The sequence below is a fragment of the Alistipes indistinctus YIT 12060 genome, from assembly GCF_025144995.1.
In the GTDB taxonomy this organism is placed as follows: domain Bacteria; phylum Bacteroidota; class Bacteroidia; order Bacteroidales; family Rikenellaceae; genus Alistipes_A; species Alistipes_A indistinctus.
The window spans coordinates 352,319-375,377 of sequence record NZ_CP102250.1 but is presented as its reverse complement, the minus strand read 5'-3'; the positions used below and the strand labels follow the sequence as shown (position 1 = coordinate 375,377).

The 23,059-nt window shown below is 51.0% G+C and carries 23 protein-coding genes; 15 read left to right on the top strand and 8 right to left on the bottom strand.

The features are described 5' to 3' along the window. Positions 1 to 27: 27 nt before the first annotated feature. Both NQ495_RS01790 and fabG read right to left on the bottom strand, forming a co-directional pair. Positions 28 to 228 carry a cold-shock protein gene (locus NQ495_RS01790; RefSeq protein WP_009134691.1) on the bottom strand — a complete coding sequence of 67 codons (201 nt, stop codon included), beginning with the start codon at positions 226 to 228 and terminating at the stop codon, positions 28 to 30. A 205-nt stretch (positions 229 to 433) separates the two neighbouring features. Beyond that, positions 434 to 1,180 carry a 3-oxoacyl-[acyl-carrier-protein] reductase gene (gene fabG / locus NQ495_RS01785; RefSeq protein ID WP_009134692.1) on the bottom strand — a complete coding sequence of 249 codons (747 nt, stop codon included), beginning with the start codon at positions 1,178 to 1,180 and terminating at the stop codon, positions 434 to 436. Between the two features lie 170 nt (positions 1,181 to 1,350). On the opposite strand from fabG, the gene NQ495_RS01780 reads away from it, so the two are divergent. Together NQ495_RS01780 and glyA are read left to right on the top strand one after the other, a co-directional pair. After that, complete coding sequence (locus NQ495_RS01780) at positions 1,351 to 4,158, top strand: glycoside hydrolase family 2 protein (protein ID WP_009134693.1); 2,808 nt, start codon at positions 1,351 to 1,353, stop codon at positions 4,156 to 4,158. Positions 4,159 to 4,294: 136 nt separating this feature from the next. Continuing rightward, positions 4,295 to 5,575, top strand: a complete 1,281-nt coding sequence (gene glyA / locus NQ495_RS01775; RefSeq protein ID WP_009134694.1) for a serine hydroxymethyltransferase — start codon at positions 4,295 to 4,297, stop codon at positions 5,573 to 5,575. Between the two features lie 117 nt (positions 5,576 to 5,692). Here glyA and NQ495_RS01770 read toward each other — a convergent pair whose 3' ends face one another. Together NQ495_RS01770 and NQ495_RS01765 are read right to left on the bottom strand one after the other, a co-directional pair. Continuing rightward, positions 5,693 to 6,088 carry an acyl-CoA thioesterase gene (locus tag NQ495_RS01770; RefSeq protein WP_009134695.1) on the bottom strand — a complete coding sequence of 132 codons (396 nt, stop codon included), beginning with the start codon at positions 6,086 to 6,088 and terminating at the stop codon, positions 5,693 to 5,695. 2 nt (positions 6,089 to 6,090) lie between these two features. After that, positions 6,091 to 6,660, bottom strand: a complete 570-nt coding sequence (locus NQ495_RS01765) for an L-threonylcarbamoyladenylate synthase (RefSeq protein ID WP_118060758.1) — start codon at positions 6,658 to 6,660, stop codon at positions 6,091 to 6,093. Positions 6,661 to 6,764: 104 nt separating this feature from the next. Between NQ495_RS01765 and NQ495_RS01760 the strand changes: the two genes are divergently transcribed. Further along, a complete protein-coding gene (locus tag NQ495_RS01760; RefSeq protein WP_009134697.1) occupies positions 6,765 to 7,499 on the top strand; it encodes a YebC/PmpR family DNA-binding transcriptional regulator in 735 nt (244 codons plus the stop codon). A gap of 275 nt (positions 7,500 to 7,774) precedes the next feature. Next, positions 7,775 to 7,933 carry a helix-turn-helix transcriptional regulator gene (locus NQ495_RS11800; protein ID WP_288707790.1) on the top strand — a complete coding sequence of 53 codons (159 nt, stop codon included), beginning with the start codon at positions 7,775 to 7,777 and terminating at the stop codon, positions 7,931 to 7,933. Here NQ495_RS11800 and NQ495_RS01755 read toward each other — a convergent pair. Next, positions 7,864 to 9,156 carry an NAD(P)/FAD-dependent oxidoreductase gene (locus NQ495_RS01755; RefSeq protein ID WP_009134698.1) on the bottom strand — a complete coding sequence of 431 codons (1,293 nt, stop codon included), beginning with the start codon at positions 9,154 to 9,156 and terminating at the stop codon, positions 7,864 to 7,866. The genes NQ495_RS11800 and NQ495_RS01755 overlap by 70 nt on opposite strands. Positions 9,157 to 9,334: 178 nt before the next feature. Between NQ495_RS01755 and NQ495_RS01750 the strand changes: the two genes are divergently transcribed. The 3 genes from NQ495_RS01750 to recR are packed head-to-tail and all read left to right on the top strand — an operon-like array spanning position 9,335 to position 12,567. Beyond that, the gene (locus NQ495_RS01750; protein ID WP_009134699.1) at positions 9,335 to 11,191 is read left to right on the top strand and encodes a BatD family protein; all 1,857 of its coding nucleotides are present in this window, start codon (positions 9,335 to 9,337) and stop codon (positions 11,189 to 11,191) included. A 5-nt stretch (positions 11,192 to 11,196) separates the two neighbouring features. Continuing rightward, positions 11,197 to 11,958: a tetratricopeptide repeat protein gene (locus NQ495_RS01745; RefSeq protein ID WP_009134700.1), complete on the top strand. Its 762-nt coding sequence runs from the start codon at positions 11,197 to 11,199 to the stop codon at positions 11,956 to 11,958. Positions 11,959 to 11,970: 12 nt separating this feature from the next. Beyond that, on the top strand, positions 11,971 to 12,567 hold the full coding sequence (gene recR / locus NQ495_RS01740; protein WP_009134701.1) for a recombination mediator RecR: 597 nt from the start codon (positions 11,971 to 11,973) through the stop codon (positions 12,565 to 12,567). Positions 12,568 to 12,749: 182 nt separating this feature from the next. Here the strand turns inward: recR and NQ495_RS01735 are convergent, their stop codons facing one another. Further along, positions 12,750 to 13,172, bottom strand: coding sequence for an META domain-containing protein (locus NQ495_RS01735; protein ID WP_009134702.1), 423 nt, complete (start codon positions 13,170 to 13,172; stop codon positions 12,750 to 12,752). Positions 13,173 to 13,263: 91 nt separating this feature from the next. On the opposite strand from NQ495_RS01735, the gene NQ495_RS01730 reads away from it, so the two are divergent. Continuing rightward, positions 13,264 to 13,638, top strand: a complete 375-nt coding sequence (locus NQ495_RS01730; protein ID WP_009134703.1) for a RidA family protein — start codon at positions 13,264 to 13,266, stop codon at positions 13,636 to 13,638. Positions 13,639 to 13,846: 208 nt separating this feature from the next. Here NQ495_RS01730 and NQ495_RS01725 read toward each other — a convergent pair whose 3' ends face one another. Beyond that, positions 13,847 to 15,271 carry an alpha-L-fucosidase gene (locus NQ495_RS01725; RefSeq protein WP_009134704.1) on the bottom strand — a complete coding sequence of 475 codons (1,425 nt, stop codon included), beginning with the start codon at positions 15,269 to 15,271 and terminating at the stop codon, positions 13,847 to 13,849. Positions 15,272 to 15,474: 203 nt separating this feature from the next. On the opposite strand from NQ495_RS01725, the gene NQ495_RS01720 reads away from it, so the two are divergent. The 4 genes from NQ495_RS01720 (at position 15,475) to NQ495_RS01705 (ending at position 17,505) form a co-directional block, all read left to right on the top strand. Next, a complete protein-coding gene (locus NQ495_RS01720; RefSeq protein ID WP_009134705.1) occupies positions 15,475 to 15,696 on the top strand; it encodes a YtxH domain-containing protein in 222 nt (73 codons plus the stop codon). 11 nt (positions 15,697 to 15,707) lie between these two features. After that, positions 15,708 to 16,085, top strand: a complete 378-nt coding sequence (locus NQ495_RS01715) for a hypothetical protein (RefSeq protein ID WP_009134706.1) — start codon at positions 15,708 to 15,710, stop codon at positions 16,083 to 16,085. After that, on the top strand, positions 16,075 to 16,380 hold the full coding sequence (locus NQ495_RS01710; protein ID WP_009134707.1) for a hypothetical protein: 306 nt from the start codon (positions 16,075 to 16,077) through the stop codon (positions 16,378 to 16,380). The genes NQ495_RS01715 and NQ495_RS01710 overlap by 11 nt, the downstream gene beginning before the upstream one ends. Positions 16,381 to 16,449: 69 nt before the next feature. Then, positions 16,450 to 17,505, top strand: coding sequence for an AI-2E family transporter (locus tag NQ495_RS01705; RefSeq protein WP_009134708.1), 1,056 nt, complete (start codon positions 16,450 to 16,452; stop codon positions 17,503 to 17,505). Between the two features lie 19 nt (positions 17,506 to 17,524). On the opposite strand, the gene NQ495_RS01700 is transcribed toward NQ495_RS01705, so the two are convergent. After that, on the bottom strand, positions 17,525 to 19,927 hold the full coding sequence (locus NQ495_RS01700) for an outer membrane beta-barrel family protein (protein ID WP_259801760.1): 2,403 nt from the start codon (positions 19,925 to 19,927) through the stop codon (positions 17,525 to 17,527). A gap of 507 nt (positions 19,928 to 20,434) precedes the next feature. Between NQ495_RS01700 and NQ495_RS01695 the strand changes: the two genes are divergently transcribed. From NQ495_RS01695 to NQ495_RS01685, 3 genes are all read left to right on the top strand, one after another. Continuing rightward, complete coding sequence (locus NQ495_RS01695) at positions 20,435 to 21,187, top strand: SDR family NAD(P)-dependent oxidoreductase (protein WP_040294591.1); 753 nt, start codon at positions 20,435 to 20,437, stop codon at positions 21,185 to 21,187. Positions 21,188 to 21,457: 270 nt separating this feature from the next. Then, positions 21,458 to 21,697: a hypothetical protein gene (locus tag NQ495_RS01690; RefSeq protein ID WP_147513077.1), complete on the top strand. Its 240-nt coding sequence runs from the start codon at positions 21,458 to 21,460 to the stop codon at positions 21,695 to 21,697. After that, positions 21,690 to 22,961 (top strand): tyrosine-type recombinase/integrase, encoded by a 1,272-nt coding sequence (locus NQ495_RS01685; RefSeq protein ID WP_009134712.1) that lies wholly within the window; start codon positions 21,690 to 21,692, stop codon positions 22,959 to 22,961. Before NQ495_RS01690 ends, NQ495_RS01685 begins: the two co-directional genes overlap by 8 nt. The last annotated feature ends 98 nt before the right edge of the window (positions 22,962 to 23,059 follow it).

The following is a 23,059-nucleotide window of genomic DNA, read 5'->3' as shown; positions in this document are numbered from 1 at the left end:
TAAATTAAGTATCTTGAAAATACCGAATTATTCTATTACGTTAACGTTAACAGCCTGCTCGCCCTTCTTGCCTTCGCCCACTTCGAACTCGACATTCTGGCCTTCTTCCAAACCGCGGAAGCCATCTTTGTTAATACCTGTGTAGTGAACGAAAATGTCGCTACCTTCTTCGGTTTTGATGAAGCCATAACCTTTGGCCGAATCAAACCATTTTACTGTACCTTTCATAAAAAATAAAATTAAAAGAATGTTTCAGCACAAAGAAAAGCAAAAAGTTCGGGAAAGCAATAGGAATCTCATTTTATTTTAGGTTTTTAACCGTTTTTTCCGGCCGGCCGTACAACCTTTAGCTACAATCCGCTTGCAATCAAACGAGTAACGCCGCTCCTTAAAGGAGCGGCGTTATCGCGATAAAAATCCTTTGTCCTCAAAATCAGGTATTCATACCACCGCATACGTGAATGGTCTGTCCACTGACATAACCCGACAGGTCGGAAGCGAGGAACAGAGCGGCGTTAGCCACATCCTCAGGCGTACCGCCGCGGCGCAGCGGAATCTTCTGGGCCCATTCGTCGCGCACTTCCTGCGAAAGCTGTGCAGTCATGTCGGTGATGATGAAACCAGGAGCAATCGCGTTGGCACGGATACCGCGTGAACCGAGCTCTTTCGCAATAGATTTGGCCAGACCGATCAGACCCGCTTTCGATGCCGAATAGTTAGCCTGTCCGGCATTGCCCGACACACCGACAACCGAAGCCATGTTGATGATGCTGCCGTTCTTCTGCTTCATCATGATGGGAGTGACCGCATGGATGAAGTTAAACGCGGACTTCAGGTTCACATTGATCACCATATCCCACTGCTGCTCGCTCATGCGCATCATCAGGCCATCGCGGGTAATGCCGGCATTGTTGACCAGTACGTCAATCCGGCCGAAGTCCTTGACGATCTCGGAGACCACCTTGGCGGTGTCCTCGAAATCGGCGGCATTGGAGGTATATCCCTTAGCTTTGACGCCGAGCGCCTGCAGCTCTTTTTCTGTGTTCTGGAAATTCTCATCCGCCTTCAGGTCGGTAAAGGCTACCGAAGCCCCTTCCTGAGCGAACTTCATCGCAATCGCCTTGCCGATACCGCGTGCAGCACCGGTAACCACGGCAACTTTTCCTTCAAGTAGTTTCATCCGTTTCTCTTAAATAGGTGAGTAAATTTATAACGTTTTCAGCCTGTTGCTGATGACCAAAGGTAAGGATTTATTTATCAATTTTAAAATTTTGTCGTTGCTCTTCTTTTGCTTAATTTTGGATTCCTTGAACAAACTGAAGGATCAACTCTCCACCTAAAGCTATCTCAATGAAAAGAAATCTATTCCTATGTTGCCTGTTGGCATTGGCGGCTACGGTCTCTCTGGGCCGCACCGTCGCAAAAATTCCGCTGCCTGAACATCCGCGTCCGGATTTCGAACGGTCCGAATGGATCAATCTCAACGGCCCGTGGGCTTTTACATTTAACGAAGCACTGGCCCAGAAAGCACTTCAGACAGGACAAACCGGCACTTTCGACCATACGATCAACGTCCCGTTCCCATGGGGTTCCCCGCTTTCGGGCGTGGCCAATCTCGGGGATTCCGCCTGGTACGCGCGGCAGGTCTCCATCCCCGAATCGTGGCGGGGCAAACGTGTTTTCCTGGTAATCGGCGCAGCGGACTGGGGAACCAAAGTGTGGCTCAACGGTCGCTACCTCGGAGCGCATGAAGGAGGCTATACACCGTTCGAATTCGAACTGACGCCCAACCTGCAATTCGGCATGCCGCAAAACCTCGTTATCGGCGTGGAAGATAAAGGCGGCAACGACCGGCTCGCAGGCAAACAGGGCTACGGCAACGCGCGCGGCATCTGGCAGACGGTTTACCTCGAAGCGCGTGGGAACGACTACATCGATTACGTGCATTTCACACCCGACATCGACCGCTCAGCGGTCAAAGTACAAGTAGGGCTGAATGGCGTTCCCGCCAAAGATGCGACCATCCGGATCAAATTCAAAAACGGGGAACAAACGGATTTCACCTACCAACCGAAAGGAAAGGCAAAAAAATCGACCGTACAAGAGTTCGAAATCCCGTTGTCCGACCAGCGTCTCTGGGAGCTGGACGACCCGTATCTGTACGAAACTACGGTCAGCCTGTATGCAAACGGACAACCGCAGGACCAGGTAGACAGCTATTTCGGCCAACGAAAAATCAGCACCACGATGCTGCCCGGCTCGGATTATCCTTATGTAGCGCTGAACAACAAGCCGGTCTACCTGCAACTGTGCCTGGACCAAAGCTATCATCCCGAGGGCTACTATACCTTCCCGAGCGACGAGTTCATGCGCGACGAGATTCTTCTGTCGAAACGCCTCGGACTAAACGGCAACCGTATCCACATTAAAGTCGAAGTGCCCCGCAAACTTTACTGGGCCGACAAACTGGGCCTGCTGATCATGGCCGACACGCCGAATTTCTGGGGCGAACCGACCGATTCCGCAAAGAAGGATTGGGAACACTGCATGCGTGCACAGGTCAAGCGAGACTACAACCACCCGTCGATTTTCTCATGGGTTAATTTCAACGAAACGTGGGGTCTGTTCACCAATACCGGAGGAACCGACGAAAAAGGCAAACCTAAACGGGCTTTCCTGCCGGAAACGCAGGAGTGGGTACGCAGCATGTACCACGAGACGAAGAAGCTCGATCCTTCGCGGTTGGTCGAGGACAATTCGCCCTGCAACGAAGATCATGTCCAGACCGACCTGAACACATGGCACGGCTATCATCCGGGTTATCAGTGGGAGGAGACGATCGCGCAATTCGACGACAACACGTATCCCGGTTCGACCCACAACTACATCGGAGGCAACCGCCAAGGGGGCGAACCGATGTTCAACAGCGAGTGCGGCAACGTGTGGGGTTACAAAGGAAGTACCGGCGATGTGGATTTCACCTGGGACTATCACATCATGATGAACGGTTTTCGTTCACACCCGAAAGTGTGCGGCTGGCTCTATACCGAACACCACGACGTGATCAACGAATGGAACGGTTATGTGAAATACGACCGTTCACCGAAGATCGACGGCCTCAGCGATCTGGTACCGGGTATGACGATGGCCGACTTCCACAGCCTTTACTATATAGTTCCGAAAATCGACCTTTGCAGCGATGTCAAAGGCGGCTCCACAGTAGCGGTTCCGCTGGTCGCTTCGTTTATGACCGACAAGAATCCGGGCGCGCTCATCCTCCACACGAAGTTGGTCGGATGGGATCAACTGGGACGCAAAGCAGAGTACGGGCAGCAAGCATTGGACATTCCCTTCACGCCTTACCTGAACGGGGCAGTAGGGGAAGTTTCGGTTGACATGCCCAAGGGCAATGGACTCTACCTGTTGCAGATGCAACTGACAGATCAGGCCGGAAAAGTCCTGCACCGCAACTTCGTCACCTTCGTGGTCAAAGACGGCGATCCGGTTCAGGATACCGGATTGCAATGCGTTTCGTTCGCTCCCGCATCGTTCTCGGCCCGGGATTGGTCGGTCAAGCAGTGGAACGTTCTGGACGGACTGAAAGTCAACGGCACCGGCAGCGGCTATTTCGAATACACGATTCCGTGGCCTGCCGGATTGAAAAAAGAGGATATCGCGGCCGCTTCGCTGGTGTTTGAAGCCTCTGCCAAACAGCTCTTCGGCAAAGATCTGGAAGGCATAGATTCGCTCGTGGATCTGGATTTTATGCGCGGCGGCGGCACGCACGACCCCTGCAAAAGTACGAATTCATACGCGATGACCGACCAACTGCGCTGGGAATCGTGGGTGACGGTCAGCGTGAACGGCCAGAAAGCGGGCAGTTACTGGCTCGAGGACGATCCGGCCGACCACCGCGGCATCCTCTCGTGGCATGCGCAACCGCACGACAACTACCTACGCGAAGCAGGCTCTTACGGCTACCTGATCGAAGCCGCTCTACCGCTGGATGCCTTGAAAGAAGGTGAACCGATCGTACTCCGCCTTGCGGTACCGGACGGCATTACCGGGGGAATGGCACTCTACGGCGTGGATTTCGGGCGCTATCCGCTCGATCCGACGCTGGTTTTTACCAAAAAGACGCCCCTGGCCGCCAATTGACAGCAACGGCATTTTTCCGGCATGGGGACACTTCCTGCGGACAAATAGACGAAAATGGAAAAAGAGGAGCGTTTGTTCTCCTCTTTTTTCTTACCTTTGGTGCATTCAACAGCAAAATTCATAATCCTCACCGGCAATGACTAAAGACACCAAACTTTTCGATCTGATCGAACAGGAAAAACAGCGCCAGATGCAAGGTATCGAGCTGATCGCTTCGGAGAACTTCGTGAGCGACCAGGTGATGCAGGCTATGGGCTCGGTACTGACCAACAAATACGCCGAGGGCTATCCCGGCGCACGTTATTACGGCGGCTGCCAGGTCGTAGACCAGGTGGAACAACTGGCTATAGATCGGCTCTGCAAACTGTTCGGCGCCGAGTATGCCAACGTACAGCCGCACTCGGGAGCTCAAGCCAATATGGCCGTCTTTTTCACCGTACTCCAACCGGGAGACACCTTCATGGGACTCGACCTCGCACACGGCGGCCACCTTTCGCACGGTTCGCCCGTCAACACCTCAGGCCTTCTCTACAAAGCCATCGGTTACAAACTCTCCGAAGAGACCGGGACGGTCGACTACGATGCCATGGAACGGCTCGCTCTGGAGCACAAACCCAAAATGATTATCGGCGGGGCATCGGCTTACAGCCGCGAATGGGATTATAAGCGGATGCGTGAAATCGCCGACAAGGTCGGGGCTTTGCTGATGATCGACATGGCGCATACGGCAGGTCTGATCGCCGCCGGACTGCTCGACAACCCGGTCAAATATGCGCACATCGTCACCTCGACAACGCACAAAACCCTGCGCGGGCCGCGCGGCGGCGTTATCCTGATGGGGAAAGACTTCGACAATCCGTGGGGCGTTAAGACCCCGAAGGGCGAAATCAAGAAAATGTCGGCGATGCTCAACTCTGCCGTATTCCCCGGCATCCAGGGCGGTCCGCTGGAACATGTGATTGCAGCCAAGGCCGTCGCATTCGGCGAAGCACTCGAACCGTCCTACAAGGAATACCAGACTCAAGTCAAGAAAAATGCCGCAGCCATGGCCGAAGCATTTGCCAAGCGGGGATATAAGATCGTTTCGGGCGGCACGGACAACCACCTGCTGCTGATCGACCTGCGCACGAAATTCCCGGAATTGACCGGCAAGGCAGCCGAAAAGGTGCTGGTACAGGCCGATATTACGACCAACAAAAATATGGTGCCCTTCGACTCGCGCTCCCCGTTCCAGACCTCCGGTATCCGTGTGGGTGCCCCGGCCATCACGACCCGTGGACTGAAAGAGACACAGATGGATCAGATCGTCGATTTCATCGACCGTGTCCTGAACGAACCCGAAAATCCGGACAATATCGCCCAGGTACGCAAAGAGGTCAATGCCCTGATGAAAAACTACCCGCTGTTCGCGTGGTAAAAATCTGTTTACCTGACAAAAAGACAAATAACAACCGGAGACTTTGCTGCAAAGAAGTAAGTCTCCGGTTGTTATTTTGACAGGAAGATTATTCACCCGTGGTTAACGGTACAAGTTTTAAAGTTGTTTTCCGAAACTTTTCCGCCACGGCTCTAACAACGGAATGGATACTTGGGCCACGAAATCAAAAGCGACCAGCACGGAACGGCTCTGGGTTTTCACCTCTTGTGTCGCGGTATTGACAATCTGCTGGAAAAGCGTAAAACTTTTGTTCCCGACCTTCTCGATGCGGGTCAGCACGGCAATCGGCTCTCCGTAACGGATCTGGGCCAGATAGTCGTTATAGGTCGAAACGGTAATCAGTCCCTCTTGTTTCCAATTGGGCGCAGGATCGAGCACCTGCGCGAAGAAATCGCTTTTACCCACGTCGAAATAGTGCTGCTGGTTGACGTTGTTGACATGTCCCAGCATATCGACATCGGCAAAACGCATCTGGATCGGAGTCGTTGTCATCGTCAGGCCCGGATAATTTTGATTTCACCATCTATGCCGACCATCAGGATCGACGACGCTTTATGCGTCGGATGCTCGTCGAACTGCGGATCAATGACCAAATCGACGCCGTCGACGATCTCTTTCGAAATTTCGCTGAAAGTGGCCGGAGTGGGTTGGCCGGTAATATTGGCCGAGGTCGAAACCAACGGTTTGCGCAATTTGCGGATCAAACGTTTGCAGAACTCATGGTCGGCAATGCGGATCCCGAGCGTTCCTTCTTCGGGAATCAGGTTAGCCGCTACGCCGCGCGCCTCGGGTAGAATCAGCGTCAGCGGCTTGTCCGCCACTTCGTACAACTGCCACGCTACGTCCGGTACCTTCTGGATATAAAGCGACACCTTTTCGATCTGGTCGAGCAGCACCAGCATGCTCTTTTTGTTTTCACTCTTTTTCAGTGCATATATTTTCCCGACCGCTTCCGGATTCGTCGCATCGCATCCGATACCCCAAACCGTATCGGTGGGATAGAGGATGATTCCCCCGCGGCGAAGCACTTCCAGCGCTTGATTGATCTGTTCGTCCAAAGTCATGGCCATCGTGTTAAACCTGACAAAAATAGACATTTTTTTGCCTTTTTCGCTAAAAGGATATAGCTTTGTATATTTAAAAATCAAAAATTAAACCAAACAACCATATGGGAAGAGCATTCGAATACCGCAAAGCACGCAAGCTGAAACGCTGGGGGAACATGGCCCGCACCTTCACCAAGCTGGGCAAGGAAATTGAGATCGCCGTCAAGGCGGCCGGACCCGACCCGGGGGGAAACACCCGTCTGCGTGTGCTGATCCAGAATGCCAAGGCGGCGAACATGCCCAAAGAGAACGTCGAGCGGGCTATCAAACGCGCCGTATCGAAAGACACTGCCGACTACAAGGAGATGGTCTACGAAGGCTACGCTCCGTTCGGCATCGCCATGATCATCGAAACCGCTACCGACAATTCGACCCGCACCGTAGCCAATGTCCGCAGTTATTTCAATAAGGCGGGCGGATCGCTGGGCACCACCGGTTCCGTGGATTTCATGTTCGATCACAAGTGCGTCTTCAAAATTACGAAAGTCGAAGGCATCGACCTCGACGAACTGGAACTGGAGCTGATCGACTGCGGCGTGGACGAAGTATTCGCAGACGAGAACGAAATCGTCATCTATGGCAGCTTCGAAGCATACGGCAAAATCCAGAAATACATCGAGGATCACAACTACGAACTGATCAGCGGTGAATTCGAACGCATTCCGCTCGACACGAAAGAGGTGACCGACGAACAACGCGCATCGATCGAGAAACTGATCGAGAAATTCGAAGAAGACGATGACGTCACCAACGTTTTCCACAACATGAAAGAATCGGAAACGGATGGCGCCGAGTAAAGGAAAAATCGGCATATAAACGACATTGCAAGAACGAAGCGGGCCGGGTATTTATCCGGCCCGCTTCGTTCTTGCAACCGCCAATGAGGTATTCAATTCAAACAATCGAGGCAGACCAAATCGCAACAAATCAGTATAAACACATGGCAAGAGAAAATGGAATGTGACACTTGCCTTTTGCGGTGACAACAGATAGGCTACGGATGGTACTGTCAATGGCAGGATTGCTGTCCGTGGCCTTTTCAAAAGAAAAAACGGAAGACGAATAGGCCGACATGATCGGCGTAAGTCGCCAGACGGTCCATGCGATTGAAAACGGAAAATACGTTCCTTCAACCGTCCTGGCTCTGAAGATAGTCCCGGGTTATTTGGCATCTTTGCAGGGAACGCCGCACCCGATAATCAGCCGGACGGGCAAATCTTTGCCGAAATAGTTCCACACCCAACCGCTGAACACCTTGATTTTATTCTGCACGCCGAGTAGGAAAAGAATGTGCACGAAACACCAGGCCAACCACGCCATGAAGCCTTTGATCCGGAATTTCCCCCATTCGGCGAAAGCCCGGTTGCGACCGACCGTAGCCAGCACACCGATCGAACGGTATTCGTACGGTTCCATCGGCTTGCCTTTGGATACGGCTATCAGGTTAGCTGCGATCCGTTCGCCCTGTGAAATGGCTACGCGGGCCAATTGGGGATAACCTGCGGGATATTGCGGATCGTCGGTAATGGCGATATCGCCGATGGCAAAAATATTATCGAAGCCCTGCACCCGGTTATAGCGGTCTGTCAGAATCCGGCCGCGACGCTCCTTTTCGCTGTTGCCGATCCCCTCGACCGCCTCGCTTTTTACACCGCTGGTCCAAATCAGGTTGCCGGACAGAATGGATGTTCCGTCGCCAAAAATCACCCGGTTGTCCTGATAATCTTTGACCGCGGTATTCAACATGACGTTGACGCCTTTCTTTTCAAGCACTTTAAGGCAGTCGCTCGACGTTTCGGGCGACATCGTCGCCAACAATTTATCCCGGCCTTCGACCAGATAGATATGCATCGACGATATATTGACACCCGGATAGTCTCTCGGCACGATATAGCTGCGCATTTCGGCCAATGCCCCGGCAATCTCGACGCCGGAAGCTCCGCCGCCTACGATTACAATGTTCAGCAGGGCATTCCGCTCCTCTTCCGAGGTAGCGATCACGGCCTTTTCCAGGTTGCGCAGTACGGAATTGCGGATACGCAATGCGTCGCCAATATCGGACATCGGCCACGAACGCTGTTCGATGTGATCCATGCCGAAAAAGTTCGGCACGCATCCCGTTGCGATCACCAGGTAATCATAAGTAACTGAACCGGTCGAAGTTTCGAGCAGGTTCTCTTCGGGTTTCACGCGAAGCATGCGCCCCAAGCGGAAATTGACGTTGCGCCGCGTCTGGAATACCCGGCGGAACGGGAAAGCGATGTCGCTTTCGTCGAGCCCGGCGCTCGCCACTTGATAGAGCAGAGGCTTGAACAGGTGGAAATTATTCTGATCGACCAGTACGACCTGATAATTACTCTTGCGTAGTTTCTGTACCAAGGTCAGTCCGGCAAAACCGCCGCCGACGACTACGACCCGCTTTTGTTCGGTTTGGGGTATATTTAATGTCTTCATCTCTATTCTGTTAATTGATCTGATAAAGATAACAAAAAATGAACCGTTTCGACTTCCGGCAATACTAAAAACAAAGAACTTTGCGTTGCTTATTAAACCGGTCCGACAAATTCGCGGCCGGTTGTGCCAGATTGTGGAAAAACAGTTAAATTTGCGGTTAAAACAAGAAAAAAGCATCATGTCCCACCGCCTGAAATACCTACTTGTTCTTGTTCTCTCGTTCTGCCTGTGGGTTCCGGCCCTTGCGCAGAAAGTTTCATTCGAGGCCGCTACTCCCGCGATCGTCTCGGTGGACGAACCGTTCCGTATCGAATTCGTGCTGAACGCAAAACCCGACCATTTCACTCCTCCCGCTTCGTTCGGCGAGTTTGAGGTACTGGCGGGTCCGAGCACAGCCCAGGGACAATCCGTTTCCATCGTCAACGGCAAAGTGACACAATCCGTTTCAGTGACTTACACTTATGTCCTGCAAGCCCATAAGCCCGGAAAGTATACAATTTCCCCGGCCATAGTCCGGGTCGATGGCCAGGCGTATTCGTCACAGCCCCAGACCATCGAAGTGGTAGCGGCCGATGCAATGCCGCAGCAGGGCGGGGGAACCGTATCGAAAGGGGAGGGAGCCGCATCACGGCGTCCGGCAGCAGGAGTCGCCGCCGACGACATGTTGGTGCGTGTCAGTGTGAACCGCAACGAGGTGTACAAAGGCCAGCCGGTCAAAGCGACTTTTAAACTCTATACGCGCGTGCCGATGAGCGGCATTGAAAAAGCCACTTATCCCGCATTCAACGGCTTCTGGGCCCAGGAGCTCAATGTGGACGGCTACAAATGGCAGCGTGAAACCTACAAAGGCAAGGTATACGACGCGCGAGTCATCAAGGAGACACTGCTCTATCCCCAACAGCTCGGAAAACTTTACATCGAACAATTCAGCCTGACCGTCATCGCGCAGATCGTCACACAAAATCCGCAAGGCGGTTCGCTGTTCGACAACTTCTTCGGCAACGGACAGAGTGTCGAAGAGGTGCGTAAAACCCTCACCGCGGCCCCGATCCAAATAACGGTGAAGGATTTCCCGACCGGGGCCCCCGCGTCGTTCAACGGTGCGGTAGGCAGGTTCCAGATGCAAGGCGACCTCGACCACGATGTGCTGGCCGCCAACTCGTCGGGTGTCTACCAGCTCAAGATTTCGGGCAACGGCAACCTGCCGCTGATCCAGGCCCCGAAAGTGACGATGCCTTCGTCCTTCGAGCAGTACAACATGAAAACCACTGAGAGCCTGACCCATAACGGCAACGGAATCACCGGTTACCGGCAGTTCGACTATCCGTTCATTCCCCGGGCCGAAGGCTCTTACAGCGTAGGTCCCGTCGAGTTCTCCTATTTCGATCCGGAACAGGCGAAATACGTGACGTTATCGGCTCCGCAGCAAAACGTCGAAATCAAGCCGGATTCGACCGGCGGAACATCGGCCGGAACCGGGGTTATCAGCGGCGTCAGCAAGGAAGACCTGAAGATACTGGACAAGGACATCCGTTTTATCCGCATCGGCGAATCTCAGTTCCACCGCCGGGGGCACCTTTACTTCGGCAGCTGGGCCTATTGGCTGGCACTGGCCGTGCTGACAACAATCACAGCCGCCCTGTACTTCTACCTGCGCAAGCACTTGAAAGAGTTGCAAAACACCTCTCTGGTCCGCCATAAGAGGGCCAATAAAGTAGCGCTCCAACGCCTCAAAGCCGCACTGGGATACATGACGGCCGACGAAGAGAAGCCTTTCTACGAAGAGATGCTCAAGGCACTGTGGGGCTACATGAGCGACAAGCTGAACATTCCCGTGGCCAACCTCACCAAAGACAATATCCGGGAAGAGTTGCTCAAGCGTTCGGTTGATGCCGAATATATCAACCGCTTCATCGAGATCATTTCCGACTGCGAGTACGCGCAATATTCGCCCTCGTCGTCTGGACAGATGACCGAAATCTACAACGGTGCGGTGAAGATGCTGTCGAAATTCGAATCGCTGATTAAAAAGTAAGGTCGATGAAAAGGTATTTATTTGTTACGGCCATTTTACTCGCCACAGGCTTGCATGCAACGGCACAGACGCCGGAACAACTGTGGGAGTCGGCCAACACGGCATACATCAACGAAAACTACCAGGAGGCGGTAAAAGATTACGAGTCGATTCGCGCACAGGGTTACGAAAGCGACCAACTTTACCTGAACCTCGGAAACGCCTATTTCAAACGCGGGATGACCGGCAAAGCCATCGTCAATTACAACCGCGCACTGAGACTCTCTCCTTCGGATGAAGATGTCCTTTACAATCTGGGAATTGCGAACACCTATGTGCAGGATAAAATCGACGTCGTTCCGACTTTCTTTGTCCACCGCTGGATGGCAGAACTGCGTTCGGGCCTGACCAGTAACGCGTGGGCGGGACTGAGCCTGATCTGTTTTTCCGCCATGCTCGCAGCGTTGCTGATCTACCTGCTGAGCGGAGGCGTCAAGTGGCGCAAAGCGGGGTTTTACGGAGTCTTGGGTATGATAGCACTGTTTATAATGACGGCTATTTTTGCAGGTGCACAACGCAAAATCCTGATGCGGCCGAACGGTGCGATCATCATGAGCAATGCAGCCCCGGTCAAAAGTTCCCCGGACCGATCGAGCAAAGATATTTTCGTCCTGCATGAAGGGACGAAAGTAACGGTCAAGGACTCCCTGGGTGATTTCCGCGAAATTATCATCTCGGACGGCAACAAAGGTTGGATCGAAGCCTCGGCCATAGAAATGATCGATTAGAAGGAGGCGCGGATGTCAAGATTATTGGATGATGTAGTGGGCGAGCTGTCGCGCCTGCCGGGCGTGGGGCGCAGGACGGCCTTGAGGCTTGCCATGCATATGCTGCGCATGGAGGTGCAGGATGTCGAATTGATGGCCGGGGCGATCTCCCGTTTCCGCAGAGAAATCCACTACTGTTCGCATTGCAACAACCTTTCAGACAGAGACATTTGTGACATTTGCGCGGATGAAACGCGCGACCGGACGATCGTCTGCGTCGTCGAGCAGGTCAAAGACGTTATCTCTATCGAGAATACCCGCCAATACCGGGGATTGTACCATGTCCTGGGCGGCATCATTTCCCCGATGCAGGGAATCGGCCCGTCGGACCTGAAGATCGATCTGTTGCTCGACAATATCGCGCAGGGCGGGATCAAAGAGGTGATTCTTGCCCTTAGCACCTCGGTCGAAGGCGAGACCACATCGTTCTATCTGTCGCGCCGCCTGAGCGAATGCACCGGAATCCGGCTCACATCGATCGCACGCGGCATCGGATTCGGCGACGAGTTGGATTACGCCGACGAACTGACGATCGCCCACGCATTGCACAACCGCCGTCCTCTGGAGTAGGACGGGCTACTCTTTCTTATTCTTCATGGGACTGGGAAAAAATTCGTTCCGGAGGCATCTGTTGTTATTTACCGTAAACTTACAATTATTCAAATAAAAAGCTCCGCTTTCTGCGGAGCTTTTTATACTGTTTACCGACGTTAAATTCGAATCGGCCGGAAATAAATCTTTACCGGCGCAGACTATTTTGCGGCCATCACGGCGATCAGTTCGCTGTTGCCGTTGAAGAGCATCAGCAGATCTCCGTCTACGTCGTAGCCGGCCACGTCACCGAGTGTTTTAAAAAATTTGTCTTCGCCGGCCTGATCGGGACAAAAAGCGCGGGTGGAAGCGATTCCGGTCAGCTGCATCTTACCGTTCTCGCCCAGTTTATACGACCCCATCAGCGAATTGCAGTCACCGCGTCCGTTGAAGCGGTCTTCCTGTTCATTCAGTATAATGTAATAGTTGTCATCGGTCTGAACCTGCTGACCGTTGAGTTCCACCAACGTCCATTTGGTTGCCATCAGCGGCTTGTCGACCACTTTCTTGCCTTTACGGCAGGCGCAGCACGAGGCCAAACCTACGGCGAGCGCCACCAAGAGTATAACTTTCCAAGTTTTCATAAAATGATGTTTTATCCTTTTCGGGTTACAAGTATAAGCAATATTTCGCGAACATTGTTAATTTTGCATCAACAATATAAAACGGATTGCCATGCGGAAAATCATTTTAACAAATAATGCGCCAAAAGCGGTCGGCCCTTACAGCCAGGCTATCGAAGCAAACGGTACGCTCTACGTATCGGGGCAACTGCCCGTTAATCCGACCGACGGATCGGTACCCGAGAGTATCGAAGCACAAACCGAACAATCCCTCAAAAACATCGGGGCAATTCTCATGGAGGCAGGGTATACCTATAAAGACGTGGTCAAATCGACCGTCCTGCTGACCGACATGAACGACTTTGCCGCTATGAATGCCGTTTATGCCCGTTTTTATACCGAACAAATGCCAGCCCGGGTTTGTTACCAGGTTGCCAAACTTCCGATGGGCGTGAAGGTCGAGATCGAAACGGTCGCCGTCAAATAAACCCGATATCAATTCCGTATCGGATAATAACACTGATAAATAATAGCACTAACTGATAAATAAAGGGTAGAGTCGCCGCACCGTTGACAAACCCTATTTCATAGTAATATGTATTATCTGACCAACGGATTGTCCGACAGCAGCATCAAAAAAGCCCGCGATTGCGGGCTTTTTTAGGTTTGGTTTCTTGAATTAGGCCTGTCAGTGATTACATCACCACTTTGACGACGTCGTCCGTAGTGGTACGCTTGGAGGGATCGAGCACGAACGTTACGAAACCGTCGTTGTAATCGAACGGAATCCGCTCGCCCGTACGCAGCAGGATCAGTTCCGAGGGTTGCTTGCCGGTACGGGCCGAAACTTTTTTCTTAAAATCCGGAAGCAGGTGCAAATACCAGTCGTTACCGCGCGTAGTAATCATCACATTACTGAGCTGAACGCCGGGCGTGGGACCCGCACCGATCACCGATTCCTTGCTATGCTGCATCCAACGGGCAATCGAGTCGGTTTGCTTGTAAAAGTTCGGATGCATATCGCCGTCTCCGCTGGGGCCTGCATTGATCAGGAAATTGCCTCCCAGCGAGCGGCTGGCGGCCAAATGGCGGAAGAACCACGAAAGGGGGCGGAATGCGCCGTTGGGATCATAGCCCCAACCGGGACCCGGGGTGGAAGTCCAGATGTCGCAATGATCCCACCACCGCGACGGGATGTAAGTAGGCAACGTACATTCGAACTGCGTGGTAAAATCACCGAAGCTGACACCGTTCCCCTGCGGATTGTCAGGATTGACAATATTCGCCCAACGGTCGTTGACCAGGATGCCGGGTTGCAGGGAACGGATCCACGCATAAACCTGCTCAGTGTGCATATCCGCAACGCCGCGCCAGTTCATCCCGTCTAACCACAGCATGTCGATTTTCCCGTAGCGGGTCAGCAGCTCTTCCATTTGTGCCATGACGAAAGCCAGGAATTGCTCGTATGCCTGCTGATTCGCTGTGGAGTCGGTGATGGGCGGCAGGTCCCGCCACGTTTTCGCATCGAATTCGTTGGGATGCATCAGCCCCGGATAGTGCCAGTCGCGCGGAGAGAAGTAAAAGCCAACTTTGAGTCCGTTCGCACGGCAGGCATCTACATACTCCTTCAGCAAATCGCGGCCGTTCATATACTGTTTCGTGCCGATGCCGTATTTCGACGGCCACAACGCATAGCCGTCGTGGTGTTTCGTAGTCAGGACGGCATAGGTAAATCCCGCATCTTTGGCGGCCTTCAGATATTTGTTCGGATCGTAATCCCGAGGGTTGAAGCGTTCGGCCAACGCGTAATATTTATCGGGCGGAGAGACCCTGCCGCCCCATTCGTAATTGGCGATCATGTCCCATGAAGGCTGTGCGCCGACTACGCTGTGAATGCCCCAGTGCATGAACAGCCCGAGACTTGCATCGGGAAACCATTGAGCGTCGGGATTCGGATTGGGAAGCACCAACGGTTGTTTGACCGGAGTCGAGATCAATTCATGGGCGCGTTTGATGTCCTTCTTGTCGATCTTGTAGGCTTCGGGGTGGGCATTGAGCTGTGCCTGGGCCAATGGAGCCGACAAGCTGAGCAACGTACAGAGATACCAGATTTTTTTCATTCATTTAATCGGTTAGGTTCAAAACACTACAAATATAACATTTTTCAGAAGCACCCCCAAAGCCCCGACGCCCTCCCGGACAATAAACGGAAAATTTATAGGGCACTTCGCCGATCATGGTTTGTTTTTTGCATAAGCACCAGCGAGATGAAATTCAAGAAGGTATAAAAACAAACATTCTTCAACCTTAAAAAATTAATATCATGAAAAATCAGAATTTATTTTCCTTCCTCGGCGGCCTGACCGTCGGTGCGATTGCAGCGTTGCTGCTGGCTCCCGATTCGGGTAAAAACACGCGTCACAAAATCGGAGACAAGATCAAACACGGTGAGAAAAAGATAAAAGACGCGAAAAACCTCGTGGAGCAGAAAATACAGAATGCCAAACTGGCAGCCATCAATGCCATAGAGGAACCTCAGGAGTAATTGCGAAAAGTATGGACAACCACACTTCTCCAGGAAGGATCGGACAGACTGCACAGGACTTGAAGGAGTACGCTGCCCTACGCGTGGATAGCTTCCGCCTCAGCCTGATCGACAACCTGTCCTCCTTCTTCAATTCGTTGTTCGGCGTCTTCATCCTGATCGTCCTGCTGGGTATCGCGACCACATTCTTCGCCATCGCGCTCACTTGGGTGCTGGGCATTGCCCTGGGGTCGATGCTGCTGGCGATCGTGCTGATGGGCTGCCTGTTCGTCGTATTCGCGATCATCGTCTACGCACTGCGCCGAAAGCTCATCATCAACCAGACGGTCAGGATGCTCAGCGGTATGGTGCATGACATGAGCCAAAAACATTCGGACTATGAAAAGTAGAGTCAATTACCGGCAGATCAAAACACTGGCCGATGTGCGTGCTGAAAGGCTGCGAATCGCCGGGGAACTGGACGGGGTCGAAGAACGCCTGAACGACGACTACCGCCGGATTACAGGCATGTTCAGCGTCGGTTACGTCGTCGAACGCGTAACGACCGGGGCCGGAAAGTTTTATTCGGCCGTCGAATGGGCGATGACCGCTTACAATATGGTCCGGTCCGTAATCGGCAAGTACAAGGAAGCGTCAGCCCGCCGCAAAGAGGCAACCGACGATGAAACGGAAACTTCCGGTTAACAAACCGGGTAGAAGCAACCGTCCGCTGCGAGGATAACATCCGGCAACCGGGCGACAAACTACATAACCATGAGCGTTAAAGAACAGTATTGGCGCTATTCGCTGGTCGTGATCATACTCGGACTGGGGACGATCATTTTCGTCAAGCTGCTGCCTTTTCTGGGCGGTCTGCTCGGCGCACTGACCATTTATATCCTGGTCCGCAAACAGATGTTCTCACTGACTGAAAAACGCCACATACGGCGCGGTCTGGCCGCAGCCATCGTATTGTGCGAATCGATCCTCTGTTTCCTGATCCCGATGTCGCTGGTCGTATGGCTCGTGGTCAACAAGCTGCAAGGCATCAACCTGGATCCCGGATCGATCATCGAACCGGCCAAGCACATCGCCCAGTTGGTCGAAGAGAAAACCGGCTACGACCTGCTGGTAACCGATAACCTCGTCAAACTGGCCGCATGGATTCCGAAGATCGGACAACTGTTGATGGAATGGATCAGCGGTTTTGCGGTCAATATTTTCGTGTTGATTTTCGTACTCTACTTCATGCTGGTCGGCGGCCGAAAAATGGAGGCATATCTCGACGACATCCTGCCGTTCAACAAAGCACATACCCAGGAAGTGCTGCATGAGATCAAAATGATCGTCCAATCGAACGCCATCGGTATCCCGCTATTGGCCCTGATACAGGGTTTCGTCGCACTGGTGGGGTATTGGATTTTCGGCGTGCCCAGTGCAGTGTTGTTCGGCCTGCTGACCTGCTTCGCTACGATTATCCCGATCGTCGGCACGATGCTTATCTGGGTGCCGATCGTGATTTACCTCGCACTCAGCGGCAGTTGGGGGAATGCGATCGGGTTAGCGATTTACGCTTCGATCGTCGTTTCACAGTCCGACAACCTGATCCGCTTCGTCCTGCAAAAGAAGATGGCCGACACTCATCCGCTGATTACGATTTTCGGCGTGGTGATCGGCCTGTCCCTGTTCGGTTTTATGGGCGTGATTTTCGGGCCGCTGATGCTGGCGATCTTCATTCTGTGTGTCAACATGTTCAAAAGGGAATACCTCGACAGGAAACGGACGGCAAAAAATAGTTCTGCCCATACCGAATCACTCGACAGGCAATGACACCCTTTACCTCGTTTAATTAGTTCTCTCTCCCGGAAATGCGCGAAGTATCGGTATCGGATTCTACCCGCCGGGCACGAAACTCTTTTCCATTTTTGAACTTATACTGCACCGAGGCCACAAACATGGGGCGTTGTCCCCAAAAGAAAGACTCTTCGAAAAAATAGGGGTTATAAACGCTCCGCCAAGAGTTGCGCGTATCAAAAATATTGTTCACCTGCGCGCTAAGAGTCATCGCCCCTTTCAATAACTGCTGGGTTATACCCGCATTGATGTAATAGGCTCCGGCATACTGCGTGTATTCGTACCGGTTGCGGGTATGACCGTAAGCACTCAGCATCAGCGAAGTTCCTTCCCGAAGGGTAAACGTATTGATCAGGTTTCCTGTAAGTCGGTGATTACTCTTGCGGTACTGGTCAATGTGATACCAAGCGAGTGTTCCGACCAGATTAGCGTTGAAACTCCACCAAGGTGTCACCTGTACCGGAACTGCCGCTGACACGTACCACATGCTACTGCTGTTCTGGTTTTCCGGCGTACGGATCAGACTCATCGGGTCATCGGGGTCCACACGCGGAGTTGACACCCATACATCGTTCATCAAATAAGCCCCGGCCGTAACCGTATATTTTTGCCGGATCACCCAATTGAGCGAGAATTCATGCGAAAAACTCGGCTTGAGTTTGGGATTTCCCACCGCAACCTCTGTCTCGCTAATCGGTCGGCGCAAAGGGATCAACAACCAGAAACTCGGACGACGTATCTTACGGGCATAGTTGAAAATCAACTGGTGGGAGTCTCCCAACGGCAGAATCAGATCCGCTTGCGGGAAAAAGCTAAAATAGTTCTGCCGCTCGATATTGTTGACACCTGTAGCAGCAGGCATGGCATATGTGTGTTCGACCCGTAGTCCGACACCCACACTGATCTTGCTGCCGAACGTATAAGTGTACCTGCCATAAGCCGCCGAGATATGCTCGTCATAGACCATGTCGTAAGTCTGGTCGGGACGCACCACCCAAATATCCCCGACAAGGTCCTCGTACTTCATCCAACTGTCTACCTGACTGAATATGTATTTGAATCCGGTTTTCACCCGAGCATTGTCGCCGGCCCGGATATCGAAATCTCCTGTCACCGAGTAGAGGTCGTTCTGCGATTCGTTGTTGCTACGGTACGTATATGCATCCCCCGGAATGATATGATCCACCTCGACATATCCTCCGGTATGCGGATGGGTGCGGACATAGTCAAACAGCAACTTGAAAGTGGAGCCTACCGTGTCGAACCGGGCGATGTAGTTGGCCGACAAATTCCAGTTCTTATGCTTGTTTAGGTAGTTATAGTCACTTTCGATGGTTCCCTGCAACACCCCGTTATAGAACACCGTGTCGACAACACTGCTGCGTTCCTTCTCGGGAAAATACCCCGCTAAATTAGCCTCCACCCCTATGCTGTGCCGCGGACTGATATCATAAATAGTTCCCACACGCAGGGTAGGGCTGTCTTTCAGGCTGGACTGCCGCCAGTTAGATTCGAAACTGTATCCATTTTTGTTAATCCGCCGGGCAATACCGTACCCGTAGTATTTGTTCCGATTTTCGGTTATATCGGTATACAGGCTGAATTTGGCAAGACGGTAGTTAATGCTGAGCGAAGGCTGGATGTATTGTTGGGGATTGTCGTTCAACCGGGTGCCGTAACGCATCCTTAGCGAACCTTCGAGACCGTCATCACGCTGTTTACGCAGGGTGAGCTTGATAATTCCGCCTTGGGCGCTGGCTTCGTGTTCGACGCCTCCGACGGGGATTACCTCGATACGCACGATATCTTCGGCACGGATCGAATAAAGATACTTGATCAGTTCTTCGCCCGATTCCCGAACGATCCGTTCATTCACATAGACCTGGACATTCTCTTTGCCATTGAGCGAAATTCCTCTTTCCTCATCGATCCAAACCGTGGGCGAAAGATCGAGCATCTCCTTTGCCGTTTGCCCGGCCGCGACAGGCGAATTACCTACGTTGACCACAAACCGGTCCGCCTCACGTTTCACCATTCGGGCACGTACCACCACCGCATCCAGCTCCGTCGAAACAGGAGTCATAACAAGATTCCCCATATCTTGGGAAGACACCAAGGTAATCTGCTTGAACAAAGGACTGTAACCCAGAAATGATGTCTGAAATAAATAGTCGCCTGCAGGAACTTTCAAGATAAAACGTCCCTGTTCGTCGGAGATTCCGCCATAGACCTTCAACGTATCGGAAGCCGACTTCAACAATACAGTCGCATAATCGACAGCAACCCCGTCTGAGTTGGTAATTCGGCCCGAAAGGGTCACAGACCCGTTCTGGGCCTGTGACGAAAGGCTACTCCCGAACATCAAAAAAAAGAAAAAAGCAGTCAGTTTTATTTTCATGCGTTACACTTTATAAATCGGACATCTGAAGCAACCCAATAATTACACAGGCATCACTAAAATCAGGTCGGTGGTTTTTCAAACGTGCCTGACGCCCCACACCCCCCTTGAATATACAGGTAAATATACAGGCATAGCTTACCACCAGGTACTTCAAGTGCTATACTGTATTACCTTTTGTGCTATAAAAATAAAAACTTCTGTCTAAAGAATCAAGGGTGGTTGACCATAACAATTCAATTCTTTTACTCGAAACGCACCCTGAAATTCGCTTGCAAATGTATTAGAAGGCAACCGCACCAAGTGAGACCGCATTGATGCGATCCGGTATTTTGCCCGGAACAGCGAAGCACCCTCCGAATACCTCGGTATCTGTTCGTTCATAAACGATTGTCAACAGCAAATCCGTAAATGTGATACAAATCTCCGTAATTCAGGTATCTCCCCGCTGTAGCCAATCAGCTACTTTTGTAAACGATTTTATGTTATCGTTTAAACCAAATCAGCATGACAACAAGTACAGAAAAAGTAGCATTAGTGACCGGTTCCGCAATGGGTATCGGCCTCGCCTGCGCCGAAGCCTTTGCAAAGGCCGGGTACATCACAGTCTTGGCGGACATTAAAGAGCCGCGGAGCCAGATTGAAAGTTTGGTGGCCCAAGGATACAAGGCCGTGTTTTACGGTTGCGACGTGTCGAATACGCGGACCGTGAAAGAAATGATAGAATGGATTGCAGCGACTTACGGACATTTGGATGCCGCATTGAACAATGCCGGCATCCAAACGCCCCAACGTCCGATGGCGGAAATCACCGACGACGAATTTGACCGCACGGTAGCGGTCGACTTGAAAGGCGTATGGAACTGTATGCGTTACGAAATCCTCCAGATGCTGCGCCAGGGTGGCGGAGCCATCGTCAACACCTCCTCACAAGGTGGCGTGACGGGCTTTCCGGGGCAGGCTGCTTACATCGCCTGCAAGCATGCCGTCATCGGGCTGACACGCACCGCTGCCATCGACTATGCAGCAAAGCATATCCGTATTAATGCCGTATGTCCGGGCGTTATCCGCACCCCGATGGCCGAGGAACTGATGAGCCGCAATCCCCAACTGGAAGCAGAACTGGTGCGCGACATTCCTGCCGGACGCCTCGGCAAGCCTGAGGAAATTGCCAATGCGGTACTTTGGCTGTGCGGCCCCCAGGCAAGTTTCGTTGACGGTCATGCACTGCTGGTGGACGGGGCTTTCAGCATCCATTGATTAAAGGTACGAGCCTCAATAAAAGTGAACTCCTCTTTAATAAAAATCCGATTATTGCCAATAAATCCATTTATTTCTGCAGATAAAACAGATCAGGATTTATTGTTTAGGCATAAAAAGGCCCTTGCTCGGGAGGCAAGGGCCTTAAAATCTGATTGTAAATCTGTCGGGGTACCGGGATTCGAACCCGGGACCTCCAACTCCCGAAAAAGATTAATAGTCTTCAGCACTTTTCATAATTGATGTTAAATATTAACAAATCAATCAGTTATGAAAAAATCAAAAGGCCAACTATTTCATGGTAACTCACCCCAGTATCGCCAATTTCATCAGATTTTGGGGCAAATTTTGGGGCAAATTTTTGGTTCATTTTCAGATATGGAAAATAGACCAAATTCGCCCCTTAATACGTTATGTATATGTACAATAAATAGTTATTTATTAACTATTTATCTGTGTTGCGACAGTGTATTATCCTTTACCGTTTTAATTTGGAAAGATCATGCCTGACAACAATACATATACAGCCACATCTTATGTCCGTATGGATTTGAGATATGAGAGGCAGAAAGACCATACTTATCCTATCATTTTAGTTGTCTATCACAATTACGTCAAAAGGAAGTATAAAACATCTTTCCGCGCAACCAAAGAAGAATGGGAATTGAGTCAGTCTTTAAAAAAGAGTAAAATTCCAAAAATTAAATTACTGAAAAGCCAGTTAAAAGAAATTGAAAATGAGTCTGATAGAATAATCGAAACAATAAGCGACAATTTTTCGTTCGATAAATTTGAGAAATTGTATCTGGGAGACAAAGCCGAATCAGTCAAGAACCAGCAAGACGTTTATAATGGATTTCAAAATAAAATTGATGAAAGCAATGATTTAGGAAAATTCGGAACAGCAGGCATCTATAAAGATGCTATGATTTGCCTGAAAAAAAGACATAAAATCCTAAAATACGGAGATATAACATATCAATTCCTTAAAGAACTTGAGCACTTTATGCTCTCTCACAAATATTCAATATCTACTGTTGCGCTTTATATGCGGTGTTTAAGACACATATACAAAAGGGCAATCAGAGCAAAGCTAATTCTAAAAAAGCAATTCCCTTTCGGTAAAAGTGACGACGACGAAGAAAAGTATATTATTCCTTCCCCAGAGGATAATAAGCGGGCATTGGATGAAAAAGACCTCATAAAGATATTGAATTATCAACCGACATGGGAAAGTGAGGCCAAAGCCTTTGCATTATGGCGATTCTGTTTCTTTTGCAATGGCATGAATGCCGTTGATGCGTTCAATCTCAAATATGAACAATTTAATAATGGATTTCTTGATTATGTTCGTCAAAAAACCGCATCGACTACAAAACAACGGATGACTATTCATATTTATCATTCATCCGCAATTCAGAATATCGTGGATGAATGGGGAAATCAAGATCGTAGACCGGATAACTATGTTTTCGACATTTTCAATCAGAAACAAACCCCCAAAGAACAGTTTGATACGCGAAAACGGTATATCCGTGTAATAAATGACAGGATGCAGGATATAGCAAAAAAGTTAGGAATTACAGCACAGATCACAACGATGGTTGCTCGGCATACATGGGCAACAACTCTCATGCGTAGAGGTTTATCAACGACTTTTATCCAAAAGGGATTCGGTCACACCTCTATTACCACTACAGAGAAATATTTAGGCGATTTCACCACAGATCAAAAAAAGGATGCTGCAATAATGCTTGCGAACCTCATAAAATAAAGAACTATGAATGAATTATTGAATTTGTTAGCCCCGTATTTCAAGCAATGGATTCGGGAGGTATTGGATGAACACGATAAAATCCAAACCGTAGAAAA